This window comes from Streptomyces sp. NPDC059679 (assembly GCF_042734105.1).
Taxonomy (GTDB): domain Bacteria; phylum Actinomycetota; class Actinomycetes; order Streptomycetales; family Streptomycetaceae; genus Streptomyces.
This window is the reverse complement of the sequence record NZ_JBHWES010000011.1, coordinates 172,864-186,277: the sequence shown is the minus strand read 5'-3', so window position 1 is coordinate 186,277 and position 13,414 is coordinate 172,864. Positions and strand designations below refer to the sequence as shown.

The window sequence follows — 13,414 nt, the reverse complement described above, 5'->3', positions numbered from 1 at the left end:
AGCATCTCTTACATGTTGAACCTGGAACGCCTCCGTACGCTGTATGCCGTGTCCCGCCACGGCTCCGTGAGCGGCGCCGCCGAAGGGCTGCACGTCACAACCTCGGCCGTCTCTCAGCAGCTGGCCAAACTGGAGCGCGAGACCGGGCAGCAACTGCTCGCCAAGAACGGCCGCGGCGTGCGGCTCACCGACGCCGGGCGGCTGCTCGCCGACCACGCGGCGCGCATCCTCTCCCAGGTCGAGCTGGCCCAGGCCGACCTCGAGGCGCAGCGCGGCCAGGCGGTCGGGGAGCTGATGATGGGCGCGTTCCCCACCGCGGTCCGCGGTATCTTCCCCGACGTCCTGTCCAGGCTGCGCATCGCCCACCCCAAGCTGCGGGCCCGGCTCCAGGAGATGGAGCCCGATGAGTCGGTGCCCGCGGTGGTCCGCGGCGATATCGACCTCGCGGTCGTCCTGGACTGGTACAACAAGCCGCTGCCGATGCCCGACGGACTGGTCAAGGCGCCGCTGCTGGACGACCCGGTGGATCTGGCGATGCCCGCCGACCATCCCCTGGCCGACCGGGAGGCGGTGGATCCGGAGGAGTTCGCGGACGACGAGTGGATCTCCTGGCCCCAGGGCGGGTTCTGCTTCGACTGGCTGATGATCACCCTGCGCGGCAAGGGTCTCGAACCGCGCATCTGCCACACCGCGCGGGAGCACCACACCCAGCTCGCGCTGATCGCCGCCGGGCTCGGCGTCGCCGTGGTGCCCCGGCTGGGCCGCGGCGTGGTGCCCGAGGGGGTGCGGGTGGTGCCGGTGCGCCAGCACACCATGCGGCGCCATGTCTACGCGATCTGGCGCGCGGACGCCGACCGCAGGCCCTCGATCCGGGCGGCGGTCGACGTACTGCGGGGGGTGGGGGAGCGGTTCGGCGGCTGAGCCGCGGCGTCATTGTCGCGTATTGGGCTGATCGAATGATTCGTCACATAAGCACCGGGATGTGGGTGGAAGGCTCCTGAGGATAAGAAGACGTTTCCGGGAGATTGCCCGGCTCAAGTCCAAGGGAGTACTGAATGCGTCCTCACAGCAGGGCCGCATCGCCGCGAGTGCGGTATGCACGGCTGGCGCTCGGCGTCACCTCACTGACCGCCGTCTCGCTGGTAGGCGTACTGGGCGTCCTACCCGCCGAGGCTCAAGGCCCCGGAGCGAAAGCGCAGTCGGCTTCGGACGTCGTCTCCACTGACCGGGCCGCCTCCATGGATGACCCCGAACCTGTCCCTGACCCCGACTCCTACCCCGAGCCCGGCCGTCCCGGTAAGCCCGGTGAGGTGAAGCCCCCGAGGCCCCCGGAGGCTCAGAACGGGTGCTTCGACATCGACACCGTTCGTCAGGAAGCCGCCGGCGGCGGGGCTTTCTACGCAGCCGTCAGTTTCGGAATTCCCTACGTCGGCGACGAGACCGCTCCTGGCGGGCCCATCGACTGGGACGACCTCTCCGATGAGGGGGGAGCGGTACCCGTGGGCGCCTGCGGTGCGTCCATTGACGTCGGCCCCGGCGGCGACGGCAGTGACATTTTCATCGACGTCATCACCACGTCGGGGACCGTGCACGGCATCACCTGCAGCCGCATGGGGTCGGTGATCACGTCCTGCGGCACCTGGGTTCTGCGCGACACGCCGATGCCCGGGGACACGCTGGGGCCGTAAGCCGTGCTCGTCCTCTCGAGATTCGTGACGCGGCGCAGCCGGCAAGTCCGGCTGCCCCGCGTCGTGCCGCATGGCCCTAGGGGAGCTTGCGGAAGTCCCAGGAGTTGATCGTGTCGGGCGTCAGCCGCAGCCACGCATGGCGGCCGTCGTACGGCATGGCGGACAGCCCGAAGTACTTGGCCGCGAACAGCCGCTCGGGCGTGTCGAGCTCGGGGCACGGCTCGCCGGTGCGCGGCGCCTCGCCGACGATCGCCACCCGGCCGGCCAGTTCGACGCCGCGCAGCTCCCCGTACTCATGCCCGTCGTCGACCACCACGGCGACCCGTGGATCCCGCAGCAGCTGTGCCCAGCGGCGGCTGCGGGTCAGCGAGTACAGCCACAGCGAGCCGCCGTCCCAGCCGAACCACAGCGGGCTGATATGCGGCCGCCCGTCCGCCGAGACCGTCGCCACCCGGCAGGTGCGCTGCTCGGCGAGGTAGGCGTCCAACTCCGCCCGGGTCATCATGATGCGGCGGCCCCGCCGCTGGGTCACGGCCATCGGTCCCGGCACCTCCCGCTGACTGGTGTGTGCCGCACAGGATGCGGCCTCTTCCTTCCATGCGCAATGGCGACTAGCCTCGCGCGGCCGGACCGGCCCGCCGCCCGCAGGAGGCCAACCATGCCCTCGTACGCCCGCGAAACCCTGTCCGAGCTGTTGACCTCCGCCACCTGCGCGCTGCTCACCGTGGAGTGCCAGCGCGGGGTGGTCGGCCCGGATGGCGCCCTGCCCGAACTGGCCGCCGCCGCCCGTGAGACGGGCGCGCTCGACACGGTGGCGCGCCTGGTGTCGGCGGCGCACGACACGCCCGTACAGGTGCTGCACGCGGTGGCCGAGCGGCGCGCCGACGGGCGTGGCGCGAACCGTAACGCGCGGCTGTTCCGGGCCGCCGAGCGGCTGCCGGTGCGGCAGCTGAGCGGCAGCGAGGCGGTACGGATCGCCGAGCCGATCCCGGTCGCGGCCGAGGACCTGGTCGTGCGGCGGCTGCACGGCCTGTCGCCGATCGCCGGGACGGACGTGGACGCGCTGCTGCGCAACCTGGGCTGCCGCACCCTCGTCATCACCGGCGTGTCGGCCAATGTGGCGATACCCAACGCGGTCTTCGACGCGGTCAACCTCGGCTATACGGCCGTGGTCCCCACCGACGCCATCGCCGGGGTGCCCGTCGACTACACCCCGGCGGTGATCCGCAACACCCTCGCCCTCGTCGCCACGGTCACCACGGCCGAGGAGGTCATCGCCTGCTGGCGCCGGTCCCGGGCGCGGTGAGGCCCGTGGTCGCGCTGGTCAGGCCATGGAGCGCGCTGGTCAGGCCATGGAGATGGTGTCGCCCTGCACCTTGATCTCCGCGGGGGTCAGCGCCTTGGTCGCCGGGCCGTGCTTCACGCTGCCGTCGGCGACGTTGAACTTGCTTCCATGGAAGGGACAGTTGATCGTGCCGCCGGAGACGTCCCCGAGCGGCTTTCCCATGTGGGGGCACACCGACGAGAACGCCTTGAACTCGCCCGCCTTGGGCTGCGTCACCACGACCTCGTGGTCCTTGAAGACCTTCCCGCCGCCCTCGGGGATGTCGGAGGTCTTCGCCAGCTCCATGCCGCCGCCCCCGCCGGTCTGGCCCGAGTCGCCGGCTCCGCTGCTCTTCGACGCCTCGGACCCGGAGTCGCCGTCGCTGCCGCACGCCGCGAGCGCTGCGGCGAGCCCGGCCGCTCCACACGCGGTCATAAAGGCGCGGCGGGTGGTGGTGGGTCGCCCGGTGATCGCCGGTTCCGCCATGGTGGTGCCTCCTGGTGAGGGTACGTTTCCGCAATCCGCAAGAGAATACGTGCGGGGCACCCCGGGCGTTCAGCCGCCGCGAAATGCGTTTGCGCCGCTCAATAGGCTGGGCGAATGCTCCCTGAAGTCACCGCCACCCGGTATGTCACACCGCTGCGAGAAGGCGGATCGCTGCCGGGCATCGTCGAGGCCGACGACCTCGGCACCTACGTCATGAAGTTCACCGGCGCCGGGCAGGGCCGCAAGACCCTGGTCGCCGAGGTCATCTGCGGGCAGCTGGGCCGCCGGCTCGGGCTGCGCGTCCCGGACCTGGTGCGGATCCAGCTCGACCCGGTGATCGGCCTGGCCGAGCCGGACGAGGAGGTCCAGGACCTGCTCAAGGCCAGCGGCGGGCTCAACCTCGGCATGGACTACCTCCCCGGTTCGCTGGGCTTCGACCCGCTGGCCTTCGGGGTGGGCCCCGCCGAGGCCGGGCACGTGGTGTGGTTCGACGCGCTCATCGGCAACGTCGACAGGTCCTGGCGCAATCCGAACATGCTGGTCTGGCACGGCCGGCTGTGGCTCATCGACCACGGCGCCACGATGATCTGGCACCACAGCTGGCGCGGCGCCGACGCGGTGGCCGCCAAGCCCTACGACGCCTCCGACCACGCCCTGGCGCCCTTCGGCCCCGACATCGCGGCGGCCGCCGAGGCCCTGGCGCCGCGGATCACCGAGGAGCTGCTGACCGAGGTCGCGGCCGACGTCCCCGACGAGTGGCTGGTCGACGAGCCCGGCTTCGACGGCCCGGACGCGGTGCGCCGCCGCTATGTCGAACTGCTGCTGGAGCGCGCCGCTACGATCAGCGACCGGATCACCCTCGGCGACCAGCGGCCGCCGCATGGGGACAAGCCGTCCCAGGCCCCGGAGTGGCTGCGGATCTGGGTCGAGGGAAAGGCGTCGGAGTGAGCGGGCGGACGGGCGGCCGGGAGGTCTTCGAGTACGCGCTGCTGCGCGTGGTACCGAGGGTCGAGCGCGGCGAGCAGATCAATGCGGGTGTCCTGGTGTACTGCCGGGCCCAGTCCTTCGTGGCGGCCCGCACCCACCTGGACGAGGCCCGGCTGCTCGCGCTGGACCCCGAGGCGGATGTGGCGGGCGTACGGGCGGCCCTCGCGGCCGTGGAGAACGTGTGCTGCGGCGGCGAGCGGGCCGGGCAGGCCGCCGGCGACGACGCGGGGCGCCGCTTCCGCTGGCTGGTCGCCCCCCGCTCCACGGTCGTCCAGCCGGGCCCGGTGCACACCGGCCTGACCCGTGACGCGGAGGCGGAGACGGAGCGCCTGCTGGACCTCCTCGTGCGCTGAACACGCGCGAGGAGGGCAGCGGAGGGCATGCGACAGCCCAGCCCAGGCGTAGTGGGGCTTCCAAGAGCCATCCCGTGAGTCTTGGGGGATGGTCCGGTATGCGGTCGTAGCGCTCCGGCGTGGTCCTTGGGCCGCTCGTTCGCGGGTCGGGGCTCATCCGGGGTTGCCGCGGCGCATGTCCGGAATTTGCCGAGCAGAGGCTCGCCACCAGGCTGGATGCGTGGTCGGCGAGCTGCCACGTGACTCGTGGCCCGAAGGTGCGGAGTCTCGCCGTGGTTGACTCGGCGGGGCTTCTTGCAGCCCACCATGAGAACGACGAAAATCCGACGAAGTCACGGCCTTCTTCAGGCTGCCCGGGGATAAGTCCTGGCGTCTCGTACACTGAAGCGACTAAGCGGTCGCTCACCGCCTTCGTCGTCCGGGCGGTGAGCCCCACCGAGGCGAGGAGAACCCGCATGTCCACCACCGAGCAGCGCGTCGCCATCGTGACGGGCGCCGCCCGCGGCATCGGCGCGGCCACCGCCGTGCGCCTGGCGCAGGAGGGCCGTGCCGTCGCCGTGCTCGACCTCGACGAGGCGTCCTGCGCGGACACCGTGCAGAAGATCACCGAGGCGGGCGGCACCGCCATCGCCGTGGGCTGCGACGTGTCCGACGCGGCCCAGGTGGAGACCGCGGTCGGGCGAGTCGCCGAAGAGCTCGGCGCGCCGGTGATCCTCGTCAACAACGCGGGCGTGCTCCGCGACAACCTGCTCTTCAAGATGAGCGACACCGACTGGGACACCGTCATCGGCGTCCATCTGCGGGGCGCGTTCCTGATGTCGCGCGCCTGCCAGAAGTACATGGTGGACGCGGAGTACGGCCGGATCGTCAACCTCTCCAGCAGTTCGGCCCTCGGCAACCGCGGACAGGTCAACTACTCCGCCGCCAAGGCCGGCCTCCAGGGCTTCACCAAGACCCTGGCCATCGAGCTCGGCAAGTTCGGCGTCACCGCCAACGCCGTGGCGCCCGGCTTCATCGCCACCGATATGACCGCCGCCACCGCCGAGCGCGTCGGCATGGGGTTCGAGGAGTTCCAGGAGGCCGCCGCGAGCCAGATCCCGGTGCGCAGGGTCGGCAAGCCCGACGACATCGCCAACGCCATCGCCTTCTTCACCGGTGACGCGGCCGGATTCGTCTCCGGCCAGGTCATGTACGTGGCCGGCGGCCCGCTCAACTGACGGGAGACACTGACCACATGACCGCGGAAACTTCGGACAGCGGCCGCGCCGCGCTCATCACGGGCGCGAGCCGCGGCATCGGCTATGGCATAGCCGAGGCGCTGGTGGCGCGCGGCGACCGGGTGTGCATCACCGGGCGCAACGAGGACGCACTCAAGGAGGCCGTCGAGCGGCTGGGCTCCGACCGGGTGATCGCCGTGGCCGGCAAGGCGCACGACGAGGCGCATCAGGCCGTCGCCGTCGAGCGGGCGATGGAGGCGTTCGGGCGACTGGACTTCCTCATCAACAACGCCGGCACCAACCCGGTCTTCGGGCCGATCGCCGATCTCGACCTGGGCGTGCTGCGCAAGGTTTTCGAGACCAATGTCGTCTCGGCGCTCGGCCTCGCCCAGCAGGTCTGGAAGGCGTGGCAGAAGGAGAACGGCGGGGCGATCGTCAACATGGCCTCGGTCGCCGGCATTTCGACCTCGCCGTTCATCGCGGCGTACGGCGTGAGCAAGGCCGCCATGATCAACCTCACCGCGCAGCTCGCCCATGAGTTCGCGCCCGGGGTGCGGGTCAACGCCATCGCCCCGGCCGTGGTGAAGACCAAGTTCGCCGCCGCGCTGTACGAGGGGCGCGAGGAGGAGGCCGCCGCGGCGTACCCGCTGGGGCGGCTGGGCGTGCCCGAGGACATCGGCGGTGTGGCCTCGTTCCTCACCTCCGACCAGGCGGCCTGGATGACCGGGCAGACGCTCGTGGTCGACGGCGGCATCTTCCTCAACGCCGGAGTCGGCTGAGGGCTTGCGTTGGCGCGCACTCCAAGGAGCACAGTCTCAGGTGTCGGATCGGACCGGGTCCGGCACCTGAGGTTTCCGCGGACTTCCGCGGACTTCCGCGGACTTCCGCATGAGGAGAGATGCGTACGATGCGTTATCTGACCCTGGCGGGCGGCGCCGGGCCCGAGGTGAGCGCCCTGTGCCTGGGCATTCTCCCGTTCGGCAGCACCGTCGACGAGGAGACGTCCTTCGCCGTCCTCGACCGCTTCGCCGAGGCGGGTGGGACCTTCGTCGACACCGCCAACAACTACTCGATCTGGGGGCCGGGCGGCACCGGGAACGAGAGCGAGGAACTGCTCGGCCGCTGGATGCGCAGCCGCGGTCGGCGGGAGAACACCGTGGTCGCCACCAAGGTCGGCGCCCGGCCCGACCCCGCGCGGGGCAGTGAGTGGCCCGCCAACTGGCAGGGGCTGGCCGCCGACACCGTACGCGGCGGCATCGAGGGCAGCCTGCGGCGTCTTGGCACCGACCGCGTCGACCTGTACTACGCGCATATCGAGGACCGTACGGTGCCGATGGAGGAGACCGTCGGCGCGTTCGCCGAGCTCGTCGCCCAGGGCAGCGTCTCCGTCCTGGGCTGCAGCAACCACGCCTCCTGGGCGGTGTCGGCGGCCCGGCAGTACGCCGCCGACCGCGGTCTGGCCCGCTACGCTTGCGTCCAGCAGCGCTACACCTACCTCCAGCCGCGGCCCGGGGCCGACTTCGGCACCCAGGGCTTCGCGGGCATCGACCTCGTCGAGTACATCGGCACCCAGGAGGACATGACGCTGCTGGCGTACGGTTCGCTGATCCACGGCGCGTACACCCGCGACGACAAGCGCATCCTGGAGCAGTACGACCACCCGGGCACCGAGCGGCGGCTGAGCGCGCTGCGCGAGGTGGCGAAGGAGACCGGCGCGACCCCGAACCAGGTGGTGCTCGCCTGGCTCATGGGGGCGCACAAGCCGGTGATCCCGGTGCTCGGGGTGAGCTCCGTGGCCCAGCTGGAGGAGGCGCTGGGCGCCGTCGACCTGGAGCTCGGCCCAGAGCTGCGGGCGAAGCTGGATGCCGCCTGAGCCGTTGTCGGTGGTCGCCGGTAGGTTCTGGGGCACGTCAAGAGAACGAACACCGGAGGTTGTTGACGTGACCCACATGCTGCCCGAGTCCTGGCGCGGCGTCCTCGGCGAGGAGCTGGACAAGCCCTACTTCAAGGAGCTCACCGAGTTCGTCGAGGAGGAGCGGGCCAAGGGTCCCGTCTACCCGCCGCGTGAGGAGGTCTTCGCCGCTCTGGAGGCCACCCCGTACGACCAGGTGAAGGTGTTGATCCTCGGGCAGGACCCGTACCACGGCGAGGGCCAGGGGCACGGGCTGTGCTTCTCGGTGCGCCCCGGCGTCAAGACCCCGCCGTCGCTGCGGAACATCTACAAGGAGATGCAGGCGGAGCTCGGCCACCCGATCCCGGACAACGGCTATCTGATGCCGTGGGCCCGGCAGGGCGTGCTGCTGCTCAACGCGGTGCTGACGGTCCGGGCCGGCGAGGCCAACTCCCACAAGAGCAAGGGGTGGGAGAAGTTCACCGACGCGGTGATCCGCGCCGTGGCCTCCCGCCCCGACCCGGCCGTCTTCGTGCTGTGGGGGAACTACGCGCAGAAGAAGCTGCCGCTGATCGACGAGGAGCGGCACGCCGTGGTGAAGGGCGCGCACCCCTCGCCGCTGTCGGCGAAGAAGTTCTTCGGCTCCCGCCCCTTCACCCAGATCGACGAGGCGATCAAGGCCCAGGGGCACGCGCCCGTCGACTGGCGGATCCCGAACCTGGCCGCCCAGGCCGGGTGACATCCGTCAGCCCAGGTCGTACTCGAAGCTGTACGGCACGGTGCACTCACCGCTCACGGCCACGAAGCCGCCCTTGCCGGTGAGCCCCGCCAGCTCGCCGGTGCCCGAGCCGGGCACCACCTCGAGCGAGCAGTGGATCTTGCCGTCCTCGCCGAAGGTGCCGTGCTGCACGAAGACGAAGCTGCCGGTGCGCCCGCCGACGGAGCCGGTCACCAGCTCGTAGCCGGTGCAGACGCCGGTCTTCTCGGTGAAGTAGGTGATCGCGTACTCACAGGTGGTGCGCTCCGCTTCCAGGGTTCCCGAGAAGCTGTTGGTGACCGTGGCGCGGGCCAGCTTCGGGCCGTCACCGGCCTCGCCGACGGTGGCCTCGTCCCAGTTGGCGAAGGTGAACGTGCCGGTGGCGTGCGTGGTCATGCGGTGTCCTTCCGATGGTTCTGGGGCTCCGCGCGATCCGTGTCCCGCGGGCCGAGGAGTACGTTGCCCGCCGTACCTGACATCTTTTGTCAGGTACGGCGGCACAATGGGAGCCATGCGCGCCGACCGTCTCCTCTCCCTGCTCCTGCTGCTGCAGAATCGGGGGCGGATGACCGCGCCTGAGCTCGCCGAAGAGCTGGAGGTCTCGGTCCGCACGGTCTACCGCGACATCGACGCGCTCGGCGCGTCCGGCATCCCGGTCTACGCCGACCGCGGCCCGGTCGGCGGCTACCGGCTGCTCGACGGCTACCGCACCCGGCTGACCGGGCTCACCGGCGACGAGGCCGACTCCCTCTTCCTGGCCGGGATGCCGGGCCCGGCCACCGAGCTGGGCCTCGGCGCCGACCTGGCCACCGCCCAGCTCAAGCTGCGGGCCGCGCTCCCGGCGGAGCTGGGGGAGCGGTCCCGGCGCATCCAGGAGCGCTTCCACCTGGACGCGCCCGGCTGGTTCCGCGACGCCGAAGAGGTGCCTCACCTCGGCGCGGTCGCCGAGGCGGTGTGGCGGCCGCGGGCGCTGCGCGTGGACTACCGCCGCTGGCGCGGCGAGGTGCGGCGGAAGGTCCACCCGCTGGGCCTGGTCCTCAAGGGCGGCATCTGGTACCTGGTGGCGCGCGCGGAGAGCGCGGAGAGCGCGGAGAGCGCGGAGAGCGCGGAGAGTACGGAGAGTACGGAGAGCGCGGAGGGTGCGGAGGGTGCGGAGGGTGCGGAGGGTGCGGAGAGCGTGCGCACCTACCGCGTGTCGCGGATCCTGAACGCCGAGGTCCTGGACGAGACCTTCGAGCGCCCCACCGGGTTCGACCTGGCCGCCCACTGGGCGGAGTCGTCCCGGCGGCTGGAGGAGATGCGCTTCCAGGGCGAGGCGGAACTGCTGCTCACCCCGCGCGGACTGCGGCTGCTCCCGATGAAGTTCGGCGCGGCCGGAGAGGCCGCCGTCGCGGCCGCGGGCCCGCCCGACGCGGATGGCCGGGCGCGGGTGGTGCTGCCCGTGGAGTCGCTGCCCGTCGCCACCCACGACGTGCTGTGGCTGGGCGCGGAGGCCGACGTACTCGGTCCGCCCGAGCTGCGCGAGGCGGTCGCGCGCACCATCACCGAACTGGCCCAGCGCTACGCCCCGTCGGGCTGAGTGCGTGAGCGCGCTGCCCCGGATCGCCGTCGGCTGCGGCTAGTTTCGAAGGAGTGTCGGCACAGCGGGAGGCCTCGATGGCGGGAGCACGGCGCAGGGCGTCCGAGGACGACGCGGTGCCGACGAGGATCGGGCAGGCCGTGATGCTGCACCGCGGCGGCGACCGGGAGGAGGCGCGCAACCGGCTGGCCGAGCTATGGCGGGAAGTCCACGACGGCGGGGCCGGCGGCGACCCCTTCCACCGCTGCGCCCTCGCCCACTACATCGCCGACACTCAGGACGACCCGGCCGACGAGCTGATGTGGGACCTGCTGGCGCTCGCCGCGGCCGACCGGATCGTCGGCGCGGACGGCCGCCCCGCCGCCACAAAGGTGCGCGCCTTCTACCCCAGCCTCCATCTCAACCTCGCTGCCGACTACGCGAAGCTCGGCCAGCGGGAGGCGGCCCGCGGCCAGCTCGCCCTGGCGCGGGCCAGCGCCCGGGGGCTGGCCCACGGCCCGTACGGCGACGGCGTACGCACCGCGATCCGCCGCCTCGCGCTGCGGCTGGGTGCGGCAGGGGGCGGGCCGCCGTTGGGAGGCCCGCCGGGGTGAGGGCAGGGGGTCAGGACCGCTGGAGGGAGACGGCGAGAGCGTAGAGCCGGGTCGTCTGCTCGGACCTGCTGTTGTTGTCCGAGATCAGATACAGCGCGCGGCTGCCCTCGGGAACCTTGGCCTTGCCACCGGCCGGGATCGCGGGGCCGAGCGCCATCCCCTCGACATTGTCGAGCAGCGGGTTCTGCTGGTCGTCGTCCGTCCGGACGTTGCCCGGAGGGCAGTCGGCCAGGTCGACCAGCAACGTCTTGTGCGCCATCCGGTCGCTGTCGTCCTTGACCAGATGCTCGGTGTCGGTGAGGTTCGCCGCGCCGCGGAGGTCCACCTCGTAGACCCGTACGCCGTTGCCGAGGCCGCGGATGTAGCCGCGCTCCAGGGCGAGCAGACGGTCCGGCCCGACGGCCACCAGTTCGCTCAAATAGAGCCCCTCCTCGGTCTGGTAGCCGATCTGCCGGTCGGGTTCGTAGTGCCCGCCCGAGCTGCCCCGGTAGCGCTCGATCCGCACCTGATGGCGGCCGTGGACGTCCTCGTCGCCGAGCAGCGGCGCCTCCATCCCGGCGTAGAGGAGTGTTCCATCCGGGATGACGGCGAGGGATTCCACATTCCGCGTGCTCTCGGCCACTCCGCGCGGCGGCGGATAGAAGGTGTTGGGCAGCGGCAGGTCCTTGCCGATCTGTTTGCCGTCGCTGAGGCGGATCCGGCGGATGGCGGGTCCCTTCTCGGAACTCACCAGGGCGGTTTTCCCACCCTTCTCCACGACCAGCCCCTCGCCGTCGAACGTCGTGAACTTCGACCCGTCGGGCTTGTAGATCCCCTGTACGCCGGTCACGCGCGGGTTCAGCTTGCCCGGGAGCGCGCCGGGGGAGCCGAGGGAGAGGGTGAAGATCTGTGCGGGCGTCTCGTCCCGGACCGCGTAGGCGCCCCCGCTCCCGTCCGCGAGGGCCAGCCCGGACAGCCCCGCCACCTCACTGCCCTGGAACTCGTCGTAGCCGGGTTCGTCGAGCTGGTCGGACACATCGAGCAGCGTCGCCCGGCTCCCCTTCCCGCAGGACCCCGGTATCGCCGCCCGCTCCGACCCCGTGCTCCACAGTTCGGGCGCCCAGTGGCCGGCCGCCGCCCCCGCCGTCAGGGTCGACGCCAGGGCCAGCCCGGCCCAGGCCCGTCTGCGCCGGGTCCAGTACTCCGGGGGCCGCGGCGGGCGCCGGGACGCGCGGTTCCAGACGAACGGCAGGGCGCCCACGCCGTCCTGGTCCTGCTTGCGCGGCATGGGGAGGGTGCGCAGGTCCAGGGATTGGACGAGCAGCTTGTGGATCTCGTCGAGGGAGAGCCGCTCCCGGTCGGGGCGGCGCGGATCGCCGTTCTGGAGGATCTTGATCAGCTCGCCGCTGAAGGCGGTGTAGCGCTTCGTGGAGTCCGCGACCGCCTTCTCGTCCGCGGCCGTGGCGGTGAGCACGTACGAACCCTTGGTCCTCAGCTCCGCGTCCTGCAGCCCTGCTTCGGACACGGCCATGCCGTCCAGGGCCTGACCGCTGTGGCAGCAGTCGAGGATGACCACCCGGTGCTTGACCCGGTCCCGGCAGGACTCCAGGATCTGCCGCACCCGGCGGTACGCGAGGGTGGTCTCGCTCCGGTTCCTCCGGGAGGTGGACACGGTCAGATAGAGCTGCTCGTCCTCAAGGGTCTTCAGCCCGTGACCCGCGTAGTAGACGATCAGCGTGTCGGGGGCCTGCTCGATCGCGTCGTAGATCGGCCCGGTCAGATCTCCCGCCGCTTGCGGGTCCGGCACCCTCACGATCCGGTCCGCGGGCAGTCCCCACACGGAACGGTCGGTCAGCAGCCGGCTCAGCGCGTCCAGGTTTCCTGGCACCGAGGGCAGATTGGGGAGGTGCTGGTACTTGCTGACCCCGATGAGGACGCATGCCGACTTCTTCGGGTCCATTCCCACGGCCTCGCCCGGGGCCCGCTCTTTGGTGTCATCTCCGCTGGTCATGCCGCGTCCCCGGACTGTCCGTCGCGCTCGTCTTCCCCGCTCTCCCGGCTGGCGTCCCCCGAGGCGCCCAGCAGCTCGCGCAGCGCTTGCCGTACGGACTCCTCGCTCAGCGACTGGGCGCTGTCGAAGGAGACCTTCAGCCCGTCACGCTCGAAGGTCACCCCGGATCGAGGCTCATGATCGGCGTGCCAGGTCGCGACGGCCACCGCGAGCGCGCCGTACGCGGGCAGCGCGTTGACCACGAACTGCACGACCTCGAAGGTCCCGCCCATCTCCTCAGGGCCGGGGGGAGTGCCGGGCTCGCCCATCCGGATTCCGGCCGCGCGCAGTTCCTCGCGGTGCCGACTCAGCCATTTGTAGAGCGAACGGAATTCAACGCCACTGTGGGGGCCGTGCATGACTATCCGGAGATTCATTCCGCAACCCCGTTCATCGAGCCATGAGCGATGGGATCAGCAGAGCTCGGCCGCCCACCACGATACATCAGGCACTTTTGTAACTCCTTTACACCACACCGGAGTTCCGTAATCCGCACTCGGGAAAGTCGGC

16 protein-coding genes are annotated in these 13,414 nt (G+C 71.2%); 11 read left to right on the top strand and 5 right to left on the bottom strand.

The genetic code is table 11. From position 1 onward, the window contains the following. Positions 1–12: 12 nt before the first annotated feature. Positions 13–921, top strand: coding sequence for a LysR family transcriptional regulator (locus tag ACFV2X_RS15685; protein ID WP_089511796.1), 909 nt, complete (start codon positions 13–15; stop codon positions 919–921). Positions 922–1,055: 134 nt separating this feature from the next. Continuing rightward, on the top strand, positions 1,056–1,688 hold the full coding sequence (locus ACFV2X_RS15680; RefSeq protein ID WP_385616393.1) for a hypothetical protein: 633 nt from the start codon (positions 1,056–1,058) through the stop codon (positions 1,686–1,688). A gap of 76 nt (positions 1,689–1,764) precedes the next feature. On the opposite strand, the gene ACFV2X_RS15675 is transcribed toward ACFV2X_RS15680, so the two are convergent. After that, positions 1,765–2,226: a pyridoxamine 5'-phosphate oxidase family protein gene (locus tag ACFV2X_RS15675; protein WP_385616391.1), complete on the bottom strand. Its 462-nt coding sequence runs from the start codon at positions 2,224–2,226 to the stop codon at positions 1,765–1,767. Positions 2,227–2,346: 120 nt separating this feature from the next. On the opposite strand from ACFV2X_RS15675, the gene ACFV2X_RS15670 reads away from it, so the two are divergent. Next, positions 2,347–2,994 (top strand): isochorismatase family protein, encoded by a 648-nt coding sequence (locus ACFV2X_RS15670; RefSeq protein WP_385616389.1) that lies wholly within the window; start codon positions 2,347–2,349, stop codon positions 2,992–2,994. A 39-nt stretch (positions 2,995–3,033) separates the two neighbouring features. On the opposite strand, the gene ACFV2X_RS15665 is transcribed toward ACFV2X_RS15670, so the two are convergent. Further along, complete coding sequence (locus ACFV2X_RS15665) at positions 3,034–3,498, bottom strand: Rieske (2Fe-2S) protein (protein ID WP_385616387.1); 465 nt, start codon at positions 3,496–3,498, stop codon at positions 3,034–3,036. A gap of 114 nt (positions 3,499–3,612) precedes the next feature. On the opposite strand from ACFV2X_RS15665, the gene ACFV2X_RS15660 reads away from it, so the two are divergent. From ACFV2X_RS15660 to ung, 6 genes are all read left to right on the top strand, one after another. After that, positions 3,613–4,446, top strand: coding sequence for a HipA family kinase (locus ACFV2X_RS15660; RefSeq protein ID WP_385616385.1), 834 nt, complete (start codon positions 3,613–3,615; stop codon positions 4,444–4,446). Further along, positions 4,443–4,838, top strand: a complete 396-nt coding sequence (locus ACFV2X_RS15655) for a DUF3037 domain-containing protein (RefSeq protein ID WP_089511793.1) — start codon at positions 4,443–4,445, stop codon at positions 4,836–4,838. The genes ACFV2X_RS15660 and ACFV2X_RS15655 overlap by 4 nt, the downstream gene beginning before the upstream one ends. A 455-nt stretch (positions 4,839–5,293) precedes the next feature. Next, positions 5,294–6,055 (top strand): 3-oxoacyl-ACP reductase FabG, encoded by a 762-nt coding sequence (fabG, locus tag ACFV2X_RS15650; RefSeq protein WP_385616383.1) that lies wholly within the window; start codon positions 5,294–5,296, stop codon positions 6,053–6,055. A 17-nt stretch (positions 6,056–6,072) separates the two neighbouring features. Next, positions 6,073–6,834: an SDR family oxidoreductase gene (locus ACFV2X_RS15645; RefSeq protein ID WP_385616381.1), complete on the top strand. Its 762-nt coding sequence runs from the start codon at positions 6,073–6,075 to the stop codon at positions 6,832–6,834. Positions 6,835–6,962: 128 nt separating this feature from the next. After that, positions 6,963–7,928, top strand: coding sequence for an aldo/keto reductase (locus tag ACFV2X_RS15640; protein WP_385616467.1), 966 nt, complete (start codon positions 6,963–6,965; stop codon positions 7,926–7,928). Positions 7,929–8,004: 76 nt separating this feature from the next. Continuing rightward, entirely contained in the window at positions 8,005–8,685 is a 681-nt protein-coding gene (gene ung / locus ACFV2X_RS15635; protein ID WP_385616465.1) for a uracil-DNA glycosylase, read from the top strand. Between the two features lie 6 nt (positions 8,686–8,691). Here ung and ACFV2X_RS15630 read toward each other — a convergent pair whose 3' ends face one another. Then, positions 8,692–9,099: a DUF3224 domain-containing protein gene (locus ACFV2X_RS15630; RefSeq protein WP_385616379.1), complete on the bottom strand. Its 408-nt coding sequence runs from the start codon at positions 9,097–9,099 to the stop codon at positions 8,692–8,694. A gap of 106 nt (positions 9,100–9,205) precedes the next feature. Between ACFV2X_RS15630 and ACFV2X_RS15625 the strand changes: the two genes are divergently transcribed. Together ACFV2X_RS15625 and ACFV2X_RS15620 are read left to right on the top strand one after the other, a co-directional pair. Beyond that, positions 9,206–10,282, top strand: a complete 1,077-nt coding sequence (locus ACFV2X_RS15625; protein WP_385616377.1) for a helix-turn-helix transcriptional regulator — start codon at positions 9,206–9,208, stop codon at positions 10,280–10,282. A gap of 77 nt (positions 10,283–10,359) precedes the next feature. Further along, on the top strand, positions 10,360–10,875 hold the full coding sequence (locus ACFV2X_RS15620; RefSeq protein WP_385616375.1) for a hypothetical protein: 516 nt from the start codon (positions 10,360–10,362) through the stop codon (positions 10,873–10,875). 10 nt (positions 10,876–10,885) lie between these two features. On the opposite strand, the gene ACFV2X_RS15615 is transcribed toward ACFV2X_RS15620, so the two are convergent. Beyond that, positions 10,886–12,865 (bottom strand): esterase-like activity of phytase family protein, encoded by a 1,980-nt coding sequence (locus tag ACFV2X_RS15615; protein ID WP_385616373.1) that lies wholly within the window; start codon positions 12,863–12,865, stop codon positions 10,886–10,888. Further along, positions 12,862–13,281 (bottom strand): hypothetical protein, encoded by a 420-nt coding sequence (locus ACFV2X_RS15610; protein WP_385616371.1) that lies wholly within the window; start codon positions 13,279–13,281, stop codon positions 12,862–12,864. Before ACFV2X_RS15610 ends, ACFV2X_RS15615 begins: the two co-directional genes overlap by 4 nt. Positions 13,282–13,414: the final 133 nt, after the last annotated feature.